Origin of the sequence: Chachezhania antarctica, from assembly GCF_003646465.1 — a bacterium.
GTDB classification, from domain to species: Bacteria; Pseudomonadota; Alphaproteobacteria; order Rhodobacterales; family Rhodobacteraceae; genus Chachezhania; species Chachezhania antarctica.
This window is the reverse complement of record NZ_QZEX01000006.1, coordinates 125,058-139,606: the sequence shown is the minus strand read 5'-3', so window position 1 is coordinate 139,606 and position 14,549 is coordinate 125,058. Positions and strand designations below refer to the sequence as shown.

The 14,549-nt window shown below is 64.6% G+C and carries 14 protein-coding genes and 1 tRNA gene; 10 read left to right on the top strand and 5 right to left on the bottom strand.

Annotated elements, in window-relative coordinates; translation table 11 throughout:
- Positions 1–3 precede the first annotated feature (3 nt).
- The 6 genes from D4754_RS13365 (at position 4) to D4754_RS23985 (ending at position 6,176) form a co-directional block, all read left to right on the top strand.
- On the top strand, positions 4–801 hold the full coding sequence (locus D4754_RS13365) for an enoyl-CoA hydratase family protein (RefSeq protein ID WP_121064361.1): 798 nt from the start codon (positions 4–6) through the stop codon (positions 799–801).
- A 38-nt stretch (positions 802–839) separates the two neighbouring features.
- Positions 840–2,459, top strand: a complete 1,620-nt coding sequence (locus D4754_RS13360; protein ID WP_121064359.1) for an AMP-binding protein — start codon at positions 840–842, stop codon at positions 2,457–2,459.
- Entirely contained in the window at positions 2,456–3,292 is an 837-nt protein-coding gene (locus D4754_RS13355; protein WP_121064357.1) for a tryptophan 2,3-dioxygenase, read from the top strand. Before D4754_RS13360 ends, D4754_RS13355 begins: the two co-directional genes overlap by 4 nt.
- On the top strand, positions 3,289–4,476 hold the full coding sequence (gene kynU / locus D4754_RS13350; RefSeq protein ID WP_121064355.1) for a kynureninase: 1,188 nt from the start codon (positions 3,289–3,291) through the stop codon (positions 4,474–4,476). Before D4754_RS13355 ends, kynU begins: the two co-directional genes overlap by 4 nt.
- 44 nt (positions 4,477–4,520) lie before the next feature.
- Positions 4,521–4,922, top strand: coding sequence for a RidA family protein (locus D4754_RS13345; protein WP_121064353.1), 402 nt, complete (start codon positions 4,521–4,523; stop codon positions 4,920–4,922).
- Positions 4,923–5,282: 360 nt separating this feature from the next.
- Entirely contained in the window at positions 5,283–6,176 is an 894-nt protein-coding gene (locus tag D4754_RS23985; RefSeq protein ID WP_163025903.1) for a DUF7946 domain-containing protein, read from the top strand.
- A 53-nt stretch (positions 6,177–6,229) separates the two neighbouring features.
- Here the strand turns inward: D4754_RS23985 and D4754_RS13340 are convergent, their stop codons facing one another.
- The 4 genes from D4754_RS13340 to D4754_RS13325 are packed head-to-tail and all read right to left on the bottom strand — an operon-like array spanning position 6,230 to position 10,000.
- Positions 6,230–7,162 (bottom strand): ornithine cyclodeaminase family protein, encoded by a 933-nt coding sequence (locus tag D4754_RS13340; RefSeq protein ID WP_121064351.1) that lies wholly within the window; start codon positions 7,160–7,162, stop codon positions 6,230–6,232.
- Entirely contained in the window at positions 7,159–7,668 is a 510-nt protein-coding gene (locus D4754_RS13335) for a TRAP transporter small permease (RefSeq protein WP_121064349.1), read from the bottom strand. Before D4754_RS13335 ends, D4754_RS13340 begins: the two co-directional genes overlap by 4 nt.
- Entirely contained in the window at positions 7,665–8,657 is a 993-nt protein-coding gene (locus D4754_RS13330) for a TRAP transporter substrate-binding protein (protein ID WP_121064347.1), read from the bottom strand. Before D4754_RS13330 ends, D4754_RS13335 begins: the two co-directional genes overlap by 4 nt.
- Before the next feature lie 23 nt (positions 8,658–8,680).
- Positions 8,681–10,000, bottom strand: a complete 1,320-nt coding sequence (locus D4754_RS13325) for a TRAP transporter large permease (RefSeq protein WP_121064345.1) — start codon at positions 9,998–10,000, stop codon at positions 8,681–8,683.
- Between the two features lie 91 nt (positions 10,001–10,091).
- Between D4754_RS13325 and D4754_RS13320 the strand changes: the two genes are divergently transcribed.
- Together D4754_RS13320 and D4754_RS13315 are read left to right on the top strand one after the other, a co-directional pair.
- Positions 10,092–10,715: a helix-turn-helix domain-containing protein gene (locus D4754_RS13320; RefSeq protein ID WP_121064343.1), complete on the top strand. Its 624-nt coding sequence runs from the start codon at positions 10,092–10,094 to the stop codon at positions 10,713–10,715.
- A gap of 91 nt (positions 10,716–10,806) precedes the next feature.
- On the top strand, positions 10,807–12,234 hold the full coding sequence (locus tag D4754_RS13315; protein WP_121064341.1) for an amidase: 1,428 nt from the start codon (positions 10,807–10,809) through the stop codon (positions 12,232–12,234).
- A 71-nt stretch (positions 12,235–12,305) separates the two neighbouring features.
- Here the strand turns inward: D4754_RS13315 and D4754_RS13310 are convergent.
- Positions 12,306–12,379, bottom strand: a tRNA-Gly gene (locus D4754_RS13310).
- A gap of 219 nt (positions 12,380–12,598) precedes the next feature.
- Between D4754_RS13310 and D4754_RS13305 the strand changes: the two genes are divergently transcribed.
- Together D4754_RS13305 and D4754_RS13300 are read left to right on the top strand one after the other, a co-directional pair.
- Positions 12,599–13,417: a PfkB family carbohydrate kinase gene (locus tag D4754_RS13305; protein ID WP_163025902.1), complete on the top strand. Its 819-nt coding sequence runs from the start codon at positions 12,599–12,601 to the stop codon at positions 13,415–13,417.
- Positions 13,418–13,420: 3 nt separating this feature from the next.
- Entirely contained in the window at positions 13,421–14,509 is a 1,089-nt protein-coding gene (locus D4754_RS13300; protein WP_121064337.1) for a methylglyoxal synthase, read from the top strand.
- Positions 14,510–14,549 lie beyond the last annotated feature (40 nt).

The following is a 14,549-nucleotide window of genomic DNA, read 5'->3' as shown; positions in this document are numbered from 1 at the left end:
TCCATGGACAATCCGAAACATTTCGAATGCAGCATCGCGGATGGGATCGCCACCGTCGCGCTCAGCCGCCCGGACCGCAAGAACCCGCTGACCTTCGACAGCTATGCCGAACTGCGCGACTGGTTCCGGGATCTGCGCGATGCCGATGACATCAAGGCGGTGATCTTCGCGCCCAACGGCGGCAACTTCAGCTCGGGCGGGGATGTGCACGATATCATCGGGCCGCTGACGAAGATGTCGATGAAGGAGCTTCTGACCTTCACCCGGATGACGGGCGATCTGGTCAAGAACATGATCGGCTGCGGCACGCCCGTCATCGCGGCGGTCGACGGTATCTCGGCCGGCGCGGGCGCGATCATCGCCATGGCGTCGGACCTGCGGATCGCCACGCCCGAAGCCAAGACGGCCTTCCTGTTCAACCGCGTGGGCCTTGCGGGATGCGACATGGGCGCCTGCGCGATCCTGCCCCGGATCATCGGTCAGGGCCGCGCGGCGGAACTTCTGTACATGGGCCGGTCGATGACCGCCGACGAAGGCCTGTCTTGGGGCTATTTCAACCGCGTCGTGCCGGCAGACGATCTGCTGACCACCGCCGGCGACATGGCGCGGCGGATCGCGGACGGCCCGAACTTTGCCAACATGATGACCAAGACGATGCTGGCGCAGGAATGGTCGATGTCGCTGGATCAGGCGATCGAGGCCGAGGCGCAGGCCCAGGCGATCTGCATGCAGGGACAGGATTTCCACCGCGCCTATCACGCGTTCGTCGCACGCGAGACCCCAGTTTTCGAAGGTAACTGAAACCGGCGCAAGACCGGTCCAACAACAGGGTAACGATCATGCTTAGTCCTTCCGCCCATACCGACAGCTTCTGTCGCGACAACCTTCCGCCGCCCGACCGATGGCCCGATCTGCTGCTGGACGGGTTCGACTATCCCGACCGGCTGAATGCGGGCGTCGAGCTGACGGATGCGATGGTGGCAAAGGGGTTCGGTGACCGCACCGCGCTGATCGGCAATGGCCGGCGGCGCACCTACAAGGAACTGGCGGACTGGACCAACCGGCTGGCCAACGTGTTGGTCGAGGATCTGGGCGTGAAGCCCGGCAACCGCCTGCTGATCCGGTCGGCCAACAACCCGGCCATGGTCGCCTGCTGGCTGGCAGCGACGAAGGCGGGCGCGGTGGTCGTGAACACGATGCCCATGCTGCGCGCGGCAGAACTGGCGAAATACGTGGCCAAGGCCGAAATCACCCATGCCCTGTGCGATACGCGGTTGATGGACGAGATGACGCTCTGCGCAAAGCAGAGCGACACGCTGAAGACGGTCGTGGGCTTCGACGGCACCGCCAACCACGATGCCGAGCTTGACCGGCTGGCGCTGCAGAAACCGGTGCAGTTCGAACCGATCGAGACCGCGCAGGACGATGTCGCCCTGATCGGCTTCACCTCCGGGTCCACGGGCGAGCCCAAGGGCACGATGCATTTTCACCGCGACCTGATGATCATCGCCGACGGCTACGCGAAAGAAGTGCTGAACGTGGTGCCGGAGGACGTGTTCGTGGGCTCCCCACCGCTGGCCTTCACCTTCGGGCTAGGCGGGTTGGCGATCTTCCCGCTGCGCTTTGGCGCAGCCGCAACGCTGCTGGAAAACGCCTCCCCCCCCAACATGATCGAGATCATCGAGACCTACAAGGCCACGATCTGCTTCACCGCCCCCACCGCCTATCGCGCGATGATGCAGGCGATGGACCAGGGCGCGGACCTGTCATCGCTGCGCGTCGCCGTATCCGCCGGGGAAACCTTGCCCGCGCCGGTCTACGAGGACTGGCAGAAGAAGACCGGCAAGCCGATCCTCGATGGGATCGGGGCGACGGAATTGCTCCACATCTTCATCACCAACCGGTTCGACGATCACAACCCGGCCTCGACCGGCAAGCCCGTCACGGGGTACGAGGCCAGGGTGGTGGACGAGTCAGGCGCGGAAGCCCCCCGGGGTACGGTCGGCCGGCTTGCGGTGCGCGGGCCCACGGGCTGCCGCTACCTGCGGGGCGAACGGCAGGACGAATACGTCCAGTACGGCTGGAACATCTCGGGCGATGCATTCACGCAAAGCGAGGATGGCCAGTTCCACTTCGCCGCCCGCAACGACGACATGATCGTGTCGTCGGGCTACAACATCGCGGGGCCGGAGGTGGAGGCGGCGCTATTGTCCCACGACTCCGTCTCCGAATGCGCCGTGATCGGCGTGCCGGACGACGCCCGCGGCGCGATTGTCGAGGCGCATGTCGTCCTGATGCCGGGGGAGGAACCGTCCTCGGCCCTGATCCGGCTGCTGCAGAACCACGTCAAGGCAACCATAGCGCCCTTCAAGTACCCCCGCAGGATCATCTTCACTGACGCCCTGCCCAAGACCGAAAGCGGCAAGATCCAGCGCTTCCGGCTGAGGAAAGACCAATGACCGACGCATACGATCCCGGCACGGAAGGTGCCAAGATGAGCTTTGACGACGCGATGTCCTACAGCGACTACCTGCGGCTGGGCATCATCCTTGATCAACAGCACCCGATCTCGGACGTGCATGACGAGATGCTGTTCGTCATCCAGCACCAGACGACCGAACTCTGGATGAAACTGGCAATCCACGAACTGGCCGCCGCCCGCGACGCGCTGACAGCCGGCGACACGCCCAACATGTTCAAGATGCTGGCCCGCGTCAGCCGGATCTTCGAACAGTTGAACGGCGCATGGGACGTGCTGCGCACCATGACGCCGGCCGATTACACGCGGTTCCGGGACACGCTGGGCAAATCGTCGGGCTTCCAGTCCCACCAGTACCGGATGATCGAATACATCCTGGGCAACCGGAACCCGAATATGATGCGCCCGCACGAGACCGTGCCGGAAGCCAACGCGATCCTGCGCGCCGAACTCGCCCGGCTCAGCTTCTATGACGAGGTCGTGCGCCTGCTCTTCCGGACGCTGGACGGGAATGAAGACAACTGCCCGCCCCCGCAGCTCGACACGCCGCACCGCGCCGTGCCCGAGATCCAGGCGCGGTGGAAAACGGTCTACGAGAATATCGAGACGTACTGGACGCTCTACGAACTGGCGGAAAAGCTGGTCGACCTTGAGGACTACTTCCGCCGCTGGCGGTTCAACCACGTCACCACGGTCGAACGGGTGATCGGATTCAAGAGAGGAACGGGCGGCACGTCCGGCGTGGCCTATCTGCGCCGGATGCTGGATGTCGAACTGTTCCCGGAACTTTGGCATTTGCGGGGGGACCTATGACATTACCACGAAAACACCTGTTCGAGCTGCCCGACGGGGTCATCTACCTTGACGGTAACTCGCTGGGGCCGCTGCCCAAGGGCGCGATGGCGCGGGCGCAGACGACCATCGAGGCGGAATGGGGCGGCGAACTGATCCGCGCCTGGAACTCGGCCGACTGGATCTCCCTGCCCACCCGCGTGGGCGACCGGATCGGCGCGCTGATCGGCGCGCCCGCGGGCACCGTGACCACCGGCGACACGCTGTCGATCAAGGTCTACCAGGCGCTGGCTGCCGCGCTGAAGATGCGGCCCGACCGGAAGGTGATCCTGTCGGATGCCGGCAACTTCCCCACCGATCTCTACATGGCGCAGGGGCTGATCGACACGATCGGCAAGGACTATGAACTGCGCCTCGTCTCCCATGACGAGATGTGCGAGGCCGTCACCGACGAGGTCGCGGCGGTGCTGCTGACCCATGTCGATTACCGCTCGGGCGAGATGTATTCGATGGAGGGGATGACCGCCGTCGCCCAGGACCATGGCGCGGTGATGATCTGGGATCTGGCCCACAGCGCAGGCGCCGTGCAGGTCGAAATGGCCCGGACCGGCGCCGAATTCGCGGTGGGCTGCACCTACAAGTACCTCAACGGCGGCCCCGGTGCGCCGGCCTTCATCTATGTCCGCCCCGACCTGATCGGGCACGTCGAACCCGCGCTGGCAGGCTGGATGGGCCACGATGCCCCCTTCGCGATGGACCCGACCTATAGCCCCGCCATGTCCATCGAACGGATGCGCGTGGGCACGCCGCCCATCGTGCAGCTGTCGATCCTCGACGCCGCGCTCGATGTCTGGGACGGGGTGCGCATGGCCGATATCCGCGCCGCCTCCGTCGACATGTCGGAGCTCTTCATCGCCGAGGTCGAGGCCCGCTGCCCGCAACTGACCCTCGCCTCGCCCGCCGATCTGGCGGAGCGCGGCAGCCAGGTGTCCTTCGCGTTCGAACACGGCTACGCCGCGATGCAGGCCCTGATCGACCGCGGCGTGATCGGCGATTTCCGCCCGCCCGACATCATGCGCTTCGGCTTCACGCCGCTCTACCTGGGCCGCGAGGACGTGCTGCGCGCCGCCGACATCATTGAAGAGGTGATCGGCAAGGAGCTGTGGCGCGAAGAGAAATACCAGACCCGGTCCCGCGTCACGTGACGCCTGACAAAAGATAGAAAGATGGAATTGATGGAGACCACGAAATGAAACCGGAAGTCATCCAGCCAGACGGCTGGCAGCAGGCGCTGGGATATTCCAACGGCATGCTGATGCCCGACGGCACGCTCCATGTCGGTGGCCAGATCGGCTGGGACGGCAACAAGGTGTTCGCCACGGGGGGCTTCATCCCGCAGATGGAACAGGCTTTGCAGAACATAGCCGACATCGTCCGCGCCGCGGGCGGCGATGTGTCCGACGTGGGCCGGCTGACATGGTTCGTGAAGGACAAGGCCGAATACATGGCCCACCAGCGCGAGGTGGGGCGGGTCTACCGCCGCATCTTCGGCAAGCACTTCCCGGCGATGTCGATGGTCGTCGTCAACGACCTGGTCGAGGACGAGGCGCTTGTGGAGATCGAGGCGACGGCCTTCATCCGCCGGGGGTGAGCCCGGGTTTCGCCCGGGGATGGTGCGTGGAGACCACGCACCCTACGGCTGTAACCCATATTCGTCGCAAGCAAGAAGGGCAGCGCCCGACCCTGGGTGGGCGCAGACGACATCCAAGCCGGTGCCCGCCACCGACATCCCGCTAACCGGTAGTTTGGAGCGGGACATCGACAAATCATTCCGATCAGGGTAAAAGGGGAACCGAGGTTCAATGGAACTTTGGTTACACCAAGCAATTCCCAACCGAGCTAAGGTAGATTACTGCATCTCACAGTCGATTGCCAAGCACTACCAGAACTTGCAGCTTGTTTATCCTGACTTCGCAGGTCAATAATGTGGAAAACTCGGGGGGGGAGTTCATTGGATCAATCGGAACCAATCTGGATAAACTATAAGCTCCGGTTTGAAGGGCGGGACGCTGACAGGCATTTGCTTGAAGCTCATCCAGCCGGAATCAGCATCGAAGGCTTGTCTTGGGCATTGGCCCTAACGCTCAACTATGGGGTCACCGGGCAGACACGCTATTCCAGAGACCTCACTAAATCTGCTAAAATTTTTATTTCACCTCCAAGAGCTGGAAGCATATTATATGAACTAAACATTTTGGTTCAGAATAATCCATTCCTCTCCTTGATTGCCGGAAGGTATTTAATCAACACCGTAACACCTTACATCAATGGTCTAATTGGATACGTATTCAGTCAAAGCATTGGGCTTGGCGGAGAACTTGCTGGGGAGGCACAAAAGTTTTTAGACAAACTTAACGGCGAAGATCTAAAAACGATCAGCCGCCGTATTGAACCTCCCCTGACTAGGGCCCACACCGCGATTGGTCGAACTGCAGATGAGATTAGTTTGCGGCATTCTGGAAGCGAAATAATCCGATTGGACCAAGAAACGAAGGACAACCTAAAAGCTAGCCCAGTAGGGGAATATGATACTCTAGACAGCAATGTAACTTCATTCAATCTTCTAACAGGCAATGGGCGACTATATAGCGCCGAGTCTGAAAAGACAATTCCGTTTGGATTGAATGATAATTATCGTCATGGCACAACCACAGCATTAATATCTAGCATGGAGCAGTATTCTCTAGGGCGGTCGGGGACGATTCGCATTGTAGGTGAGCGCGTCGAAACTGCAGCCGGACGATTAGTGAGGTACATCGTAGGCTCTGCAGAAGAGCTCCCGAAAGAAGACTGGATCGATGGCGTTGATCCGATGAGAACGCGAAGGGAACGCCAAAGAATCTGAAGGTAAAATCTGTGTCATGCATCTCCAGTTAATTTTTTAACTTGTTATCTATGTTACACCAACCCACACAACACAGCCGCCGCCATCAGATCCTGCACGATCAACCCGTGTGACTTGTAGGCCGTGATCTGCTCGGCGCTCACCCGGCCCGGGGTCTTCTTCTGCAGGACGGTTCCGATCTCGGTCACGGGGTAATCCGCCCCGATCACACCCGCGGCCTTAGCGTCGATGATCTCGCCCGACTCGCGGGACGAACTCTCCAGCGAATCCGTGAACATCGTCACGCGGGCGACGCCTTCGTCGTCGATCTCGCGCCAGGCGGCCAGGCTGGCGCCGACGAGGTTCACGTGCTGGCCGGGCTCCAATAGGGCGCCGGTCAGGAAGGCCTCGACCGAGGCGGTGGTCGTGTGGATGACGTCGGCACCGCGGATCGCCTCGGCAAGGTCCGGCTCGACGCAGACGCGGCTATCGTTCAGGTGGTCGCGCAGCGTTTCGGCCGCGTCCGGGCGGCGCGCCCAGAGGCGGATTTGGGCGTCGGGGAAACAGGCCAGCGAGGCGCGGGCGTGGGAGTCTGCCTGCTCTCCGGCGCCGCAGATCGTCACGGTGCGGGGGTCGGGATTGGCCAGGACCTGCGTCGCCAGCATCGACATCGCGGCCGTCCGCAGGACCGTGACGGCATCGGCGTTCAGGGCGGCGATGGGCGTGCCCAGTTCGCTTTCGAACAGCAGCACGAAGCCCTGGTGGCTCGACAGCCCGTGCTTGGGCGCATCGGGAAAGAGGCTGAGGATCTTGGCGCCGTGCACCGGCGGATCGGCCAGCGCGCCGTACATCACGCCCAGCCGTCCGGCCGGGTTGATCGGCATCGCGGTACGGGGCGGATGGGTGGCCGTCGCCTCCGACACGCCGATCATCGCGCGGGCCAGCGGGTCCAGCAGGTCGGGATAAGTGAGGGCGCCCAGAACGTCTTCGGCCGTGTAGATCTTCATTCCTGGTCTTGCTCCGTTGGGCCTTTCACGACACGGGCCGCGAGGTGGATCAGAAGGATGGTGCAGCAGATCGGCACGATCGAGGAGACGAGCGCCATGTTCAGGCCAAGCCCCGGCGATGTCCTGTTGGCCGCGCGCATCAGGAAGCCCCGCGCGAGTGTGCCGTTCGAGCCGTAGAAGGCATGGTAGAGGATCGGCCCAAGGAAGATCAGGACCGTGGCCGCCAGCACGATGGACGTGATCACGATCCGCACCCGCGCGGCATCTGCCGGCACGCGCAGGATGACGGGATCGAGGTTGCGGCGGAACGCGCAGGTCGCGCCCAGAAGACCGGCCCATACCATCAGGTAGCGCGCCAGTTCCTCCGTCCAGATGAACGGGTAGTCGAAGACATAGCGCGCGACGATCTGGAGGAGCACGGCCAGAACCATGCCCCCCAGAGCCAGTTTCGCAAGGATCAGGCAAGCGCGGTCCAGTCCCGCGCTTGCCCGTTCAATTGCTGTCATTCGCGCGTCTCGGCGGCGAGGGCCTGGAACGCCTCGATATCTTCGGGCGGCATCAGCACATTCCATGCCTCGACACTGCGCGCCTTGAAGTCTTCCAGCGCGCCGTCTTCCAGTTGGGAAACGGTGGCGCCGGCCTTCTTCAGGCCCTCGATCTCGTTGGCCGCCGCTTCCAGCGTCCAGATGCGGTTCTTGGCGTTGGCGGTTTCGACGGCCTTGTCGACGCTGGCCTTCGTCGCGTCATCCAGATCGGCGTACCAGTCGGCCGACATCAGGGCCGCGCGGAACGGGGTGCCCGCGCCGATATCGGTGTAGTAGGGCATCATTTCCGTATGGCGGAAGATCAGCGCCACGACCGGCGGATTGAAATAGCCGTCGACGATGCCCTGCTGGAGCGCGCCAGAGAATTCCGGCATGTCCACGACGACGCCCTGAACGCCCCAGGACTGGAACAGCTCGTTCTGGGTGGCGTCGATGGCGCGGAGGCGGATGCCTTCCAGATCGGATACCTTGGTGATGGGGCGTTCGTCGTTGAAGATGCCCATCGTGCCGCCCAGACCGGGAAGGCCCGCGATGGCGATGCCCTGCGCTTCCATCGATTCCTCGATCCCGGCCATCAGCTCGCTTTCGGTGTCCTGCGTGGCGCGGAAGAAGTGGTCCATGTCGTCGAACATGTAGGGGGCGAGGAAGCCCAGGATCGACTTGTCGACCTCGTTGATCATGACGAAGTTGGTCAGCGCAAATTGCAGCAGGCCCTGGGACAGCTGGTCGACAAGCTCCGGATCCTTGCCCAGAGAGCCGCCGGTGAAGACGGTGGCCTCCAGCCCGTCTTCGCGCAGGCTGGCGGCCAGGTCTTCGGCATAGACCCAGTCGGAACAGGCGGGGACAGGCGGGCAGCCGACGGCGATCTTGATCTCGTCGGCCCAGGCGGGGGCGGCGGTCAGAAGGCCCGTGGTTGCAGCGGCCGCGATGGCAGTCAGAAAGTGCTTCATGGTCGTCTCCTTCTCCTTTGGTTTCAGTGGGCGAGCCCCAGCGCACGGGGCAGCGCAAGCGTGATTTCGGGTACGAGGATCAGCAGCAGAAGCAGCGCGATCTGCACCAGCAGGAAGGGCAGGATCGCAAGGCTGAGCCGGGTGTAGGGGACGCCGCTGGCGGCCGAGATGATCATCAGGCACCCGCCGAAGGGCGGCGAGATCAGGCCAAGCGTCAGGTTCAGGCAGCTGACGACGCCCACATGGACGGGATCCGCCCCGCCCGCGATGGCGGCGGGGATCAGGACCGGGACCAGCAGCACCAGCGCCATCGAGACGTCCAGCACCATGCCGGCGCAGAACAGGATCGCCGACGCCAGTAGGAAATAGGCGGTCGCGTTCAGGCCCACGCCATGCACCCACGTGGCGATTTCCTCGGGCACGCGCATCAGGCCCATCAGGTAGCCGAAGACCGCCGCGGCGAAGAGGATCATGAAGATCGAGCCCGTCAGCATCACCGTGCGTTCGCCGGCCGCGTTGGTCAGGGCGGCGGTGCGGGCAAGTGCTTCGCGCATGGGCGCGCGGTCCAGCAGGGCGTAGCCGAAAACCAGTACTAGGGTGATCACGACGGCCAATCCCGCCGCCTCGGTGGGCGTGACGACGCCGAACACGATGCCGGACACGATGGTGACCGGGATCAGCAGCGCAGGCACGGCCCGCACGATGGTGGCCCAGAACGGCGGCTGGATCGTATCGGCCCCGCCGGGGTGGTTTTCACGCCGCGCGGTCCAGAAGTTGTAGGCGCCAAGGAACAGGGCCATCAGCAGCCCCGGCACGATGCCCCCCGCAAAGAGCGCGGCGACGGAGACATTCATCAGCGCGCCGTAGAAGATCATCACGATCGACGGCGGGATGATTGGCCCGATCACACAGCTGGCCGCCGTCAGCGCCGCCGCGAAATCGGCGCGATAGCCCTTTTCCGTCATCGCGGGGACCAGCGTGTTGGTCGTTGCCGCCGCATCCGCCACGGCCGACCCCGAGATGCCGGCCAGGAACACGCTCGACGCGATGTTGACGTAACCCAGGCCGCCTTTCAGCCGGCCCACTGCCAGCATGGCAAGGTCGATCAGCACGCGGGTGATGCCGCCCTTTGTCATCGTCTCGCCCGCAAGAATGAACAGCGGCATGGCAAGGAACGTGAAGACGTCGATCTGGCTGAAGATCCGTTGCGGCAGGATGCCAAGGTAATTCGCGTTGTCCGTGAAGACGAAGGCCAGAACCGCCGCCGCACCTGCCACATAGGCGACGGCCACACCGGACCAGATCGCCAATGCAATCAGCGCAAAGATGACGACGATTTCCATTCAACCCCCGGAGACACTCAAAACAGTTGTCTGATGGAAAAGGTTTTTCTAATAATGCAAACATGTCAATAAATTTCGTATAGGAAAACATGTGACAGGGGCTCAGGATAATGTCGAAACCCGGCGCGCGGCCTTCGGCAACCGGGTCCAGCGGTTGCGGAAATCGCAGAACCTGACCCTGCAACAGGTGTCGGATGCCAGCGGGCTGGCGATGTCGACGATTTCCAAGATCGAACGCTCGCACCTGTCGCCGACCTATGACGTGATGCTGAAGCTCAGCCGGGGTCTGGGCACGGACCTTGTGCACTTGCTCGACAGCGACGACGCGGTCGAACCCCGTCCGGTGGCGGCAGGTCGTATGGCGGTGACGCGCGTGCAGGACCTGCGGCCGATGGATTCCGGGCCTTACATCTATGAACCGCTGGCGACGCAGCTGAAGAACCGGCTGATCGACGCCACCTATGTCACCGTGACCGCGCGGTCGGCCGATGCGTTCGACGAACCGATCCGGCACGAGGGCGAGGAACTGGTCGTCGTGATCTCGGGGAGCGTGGAATTGCACACCGATCTTTACGAACCCATCACCCTGAACGCGGGCGACAGCGTCTACTACGACGCGGCGATGTCGCATCAGTATGTCACTGTAAGCGACGAGGATGCGCGGATTCTGAACATCGCGACCGGAAACAACATGCGGCGACCGGGCAAGGGATGACCGGCGGCAAAAGCCCGGAACCACGCCAGGTTCGCGCCCGGCCCGGGGGCAAGTTTCATGAATACAACAGACTATTAGGTGAGAACGTCAAATGCTGAATACGGAAGAATGGCAGTCGCATGACCTGGTCGGCCTGGCCGACCTCGCCGCGGCGGGAGACATCTCGCGCCGCGAAATCCTGCTTACCGCGATCCGCGAGATCGAGCGGCTGAACCCCGTGCTGAACGCCGTGACCTTGCAGGATTTCGAAACCGCGCTGGCCGCCTTCGATGCCTCCCCCGCCGATCAACGCTTCTCCGGCATGCCCTACCTGATCAAGGATCTGCACGCGCCGGTCAAAGGCCTGCCCCTGTCCAACGGCAGCGAGCGGTTCAAGGGCACGGTCTTCGACTTCGATTCCACCACCGTCTCGCGCCTGCGCGGCGCCGGGTTCGGGTTTCTCGGACGCTCGGCCTCGCCCGAATTCGGGCTGTCGCTCTGCACCGAAAGCATCGCCTGGGGCACCACCCGCAACCCGTGGAACACGGCCCATGGCGCGGGCGGGTCCAGCGGCGGGGCGGGCTCGGCCGTGGCGTCGGGCATGCTGCCCGCGGCACATGCAACCGACAGCGCGGGGTCGATCCGGATTCCGGCCGCGTTCAACGGCGCAATCGGGCTGAAGCCCACCCGGGGCCTGAACGCCTTCGGCCCCCATCGCGGCGATCCGAACCACGGGATGAGCCACGAGCACGCGATCACCCGCACGATCCGCGACACGGCCGCCCTGCTGGATGTCACGGCAGGCCCGGACGCGGGCTGCCCCTATTTCACCAAGGCCCCGGACGAACGGTTCGAAACCCTGATCACCCGCCCGCCGCAGCCCCTGAAGATCGGCTTCATCACCACGCGGTTCGATGGCCTGCCCGTCCATCCGGCCAGCCGCAAGGCGGTGGAAGACACCGCCCGCCTGCTGGCCGATCTGGGCCACGAGGTGACGGAGGAGATGCCGAAGTTCGACAGCACCCTCCTGACCCAGACGATGATCCGCCTGCTGATGGCGTCGCTCGCCGGCATGTTCGTGGGCGTCCCCATGGACAAGGACGGTGCGCTGGACGGGTTCCAGCACATAACGCAGGAAACCATCCGCTTCGCGATGGCGACCTCGCTGGGCGAACATCTGCATCGCGCCGCGATCATCAACGAACAGGTCCGCACGCTGGCGCAATATTGGGAGCGGTACGATATCCTCGTGACACCGTCGACCGACGGCCCCGCACCGATCCATGGTGCCCTGCCGATGGACAGGGGCACGCTGGACGAGTTCCTTGAAGGTCTGTTCGCCATCAGCCCGTTCTCGGCCGCCTTCAACGCGTCGGGCCAGCCCGCGATCAGCCTGCCGTTGGCGCAATCGGACGACGGCCTGCCGGTGGGCGTGCAGTTCGTCGCGCGGTTTGCCGACGACGCGACGCTGCTGCAGCTCGCCGCGCAGATCGAAGCGGCCAGTACCTGGCCCGGCGTCGCGCCCGCCCCTACCGCGTGACCGGCACGTGTTGATACCCGAGGGTCCGGGCGGCAACGCCCGGGCCAAATATCTGGAAACATGGGGAAAACTGGAGCGGGTAGACGGAATCGAACCGACATAGCCTGCTTGGAAGGCAGGGGCTTTACCATTAAGCTATACCCGCTCAAGGCCGTAACGGCTTAAGTCATCCCCCGAAACGCGTCAAGCGGGTTGTCCGGCCAAACGGGTCATCGGGCCGCGTGTTTCCGGGCTTGGTCCGCTGGTCGTTTGCCTCTAGGGTCCGGCCAGATTTCAATAGTGGCTGACGGGTCGGGCGAATGTTGGCAAGCGTCGGAACCGACGGCAAATTTCTTGTGCAGACAGATAGATGCGGGGCTTTCGGATGAGCCGCGTACTCGCCCTGTCAAGCTGGGTGTCCTACGGCCATGTGGGCCTGTCCGCCGCCGGCCCTGCCCTGCAGGCGCTGGGGCATACGGTCACCCAGCTTCCGACCATCGTGCTCAGCAACCATCCCGGCTGGCCGCATGTCTCGGGCCGGCAGGTTCCGGTGGAACAGCTCGATGCGATGGTCGGGGCGCTGGACGACAACGGCTGGCTGGACGGGCACGATGCATTCTTCACCGGCTACCTGCCCAGCCCCGATCATGTCGATCTTGCCGTCCGCATCATCGACAGGCTGCGCGCGTCGGGCGGGCGCCCCCGGATCACCGTCGATCCGGTGCTGGGCGACGATCCCAAGGGGCTCTACCTGCCCGAACCCGCGGCGATTGCCCTGCGCGACCGTCTGGTGCCGCTGGCCGACACGCTGACGCCCAACCGGTTCGAGCTTGGCTGGCTGACCGGGCTGCCCGCCGATACCGGCCCGCAGGCCATCGACGCCGCCCGCGGGCTGGCCCGGGCCTACGGGTCGCAGGTGATCGTGACCTCGCCGCCGTCGCCCTTCGGCCGCACCGGAGCGCTGGCCGTCACGGCGCGCACGGCCCAGCGCTGGACGCTGCCGCTGGGGCAGGGCGTGCCGCACGGGGTGGGCGATGTGTTTGCCGGGCTCATTGCGTCGGGCCTGCCGGTGGCCGAGGCCTTGGGCCACCTGTCGGCACTGATCGCGGCCAGCCTTGGCGCGCCGCACCTGCGCATCGCCGAAACCGCCGCCGGGTGGACAGGCGCCGCCCCCGCCACCCCCGACCCGATACAGGAGTTCTAGGAAATGGCGTTCGATTTCATCCTGATGCTCACCGCCGATGACCGCACCATCCCCGACGCCCGCGCCCGGCTGGACGAAGCGCTGGAAGGCGGCGTGCGCCATATCGGGTTCAAGGATGTGGGCCTGCCGTTTTCCGAACTTCGCGGCCTCGCCGATGCGATCCGCGCGGCTGGTGGGCGATCCTACCTCGAGGTCGTGAGCCTCGACGAGAAAAGCGAACTCGCCTCGGCCCGCGCGGCCATCGATCTGGATGTCGACTGCCTTCTGGGCGGCACCCGCGCGGCGGCGGTCACCCAGCTGACCCGCTACCACCCGCTGCGCTACTACCCGTTCCCGGGCCGGATCACCGGCCATCCCAGCGTTCTGGAAGGCCCGGCCGAAGACATCGTCGCCTCCGCCCGTGCGCTGGCGGAGCTGGAGCATGTCCACGGGCTCGACCTTCTCGCCTACCGGTTCCAGGGCGACGTGGCGGACCTTATGGCGCAGGTCTGCGCGGCGGTGGACAAGCCCGTGGTGATGGCCGGCAGCATCGACAGCGAAGAACGCGTGACAACGGTCGCGGCCTCTGGCGCCGAAGGTTTCACCGTGGGCACGGCGGCGCTGGCGGGCGCCTTCCCGGCAGACCGTGACGGCTTCGCGGCGCAGGTCCGGTCGATCCTGTCGATCACCGCGCGGGCGCGGGCGCAATCCACCGCACCCCGCCGGATCGCACTGGCAGCCCATGACATGCGCAAGTCGCACCTGAAGGCCTGGGTTCACCGCCATGCCCGCGCGCTGGAAGGGCATCGGCTGATCTGCACCGGCGGCACGGGCCGCATGATCGTCGAGGCCGAGCCGTCGCTCACCGTCCAGCGCCTCCAACGCGGCGCGCGCGGCGGCGACCAGCAACTGGGCGCGCTTGTCGCGACGGGCGAACTGGACGCCGTGATCTTCTTCATCGACCCGACGCAGCCCCATGGCGGCGATGCCGACCTGCAGGCGCTCACCCGGCTCGCCGCGCTCCACGACACGCCGGTGGCGCTGTCGACATCGGCCGCCGACATGATCGCGGCCGCGCTGCTGCCGCCATCGACCGGGCCCCTGCCCCGCTGACGCCTTGCGCCCCGTCCGGATCGGCGCAAGGATCGCGTCC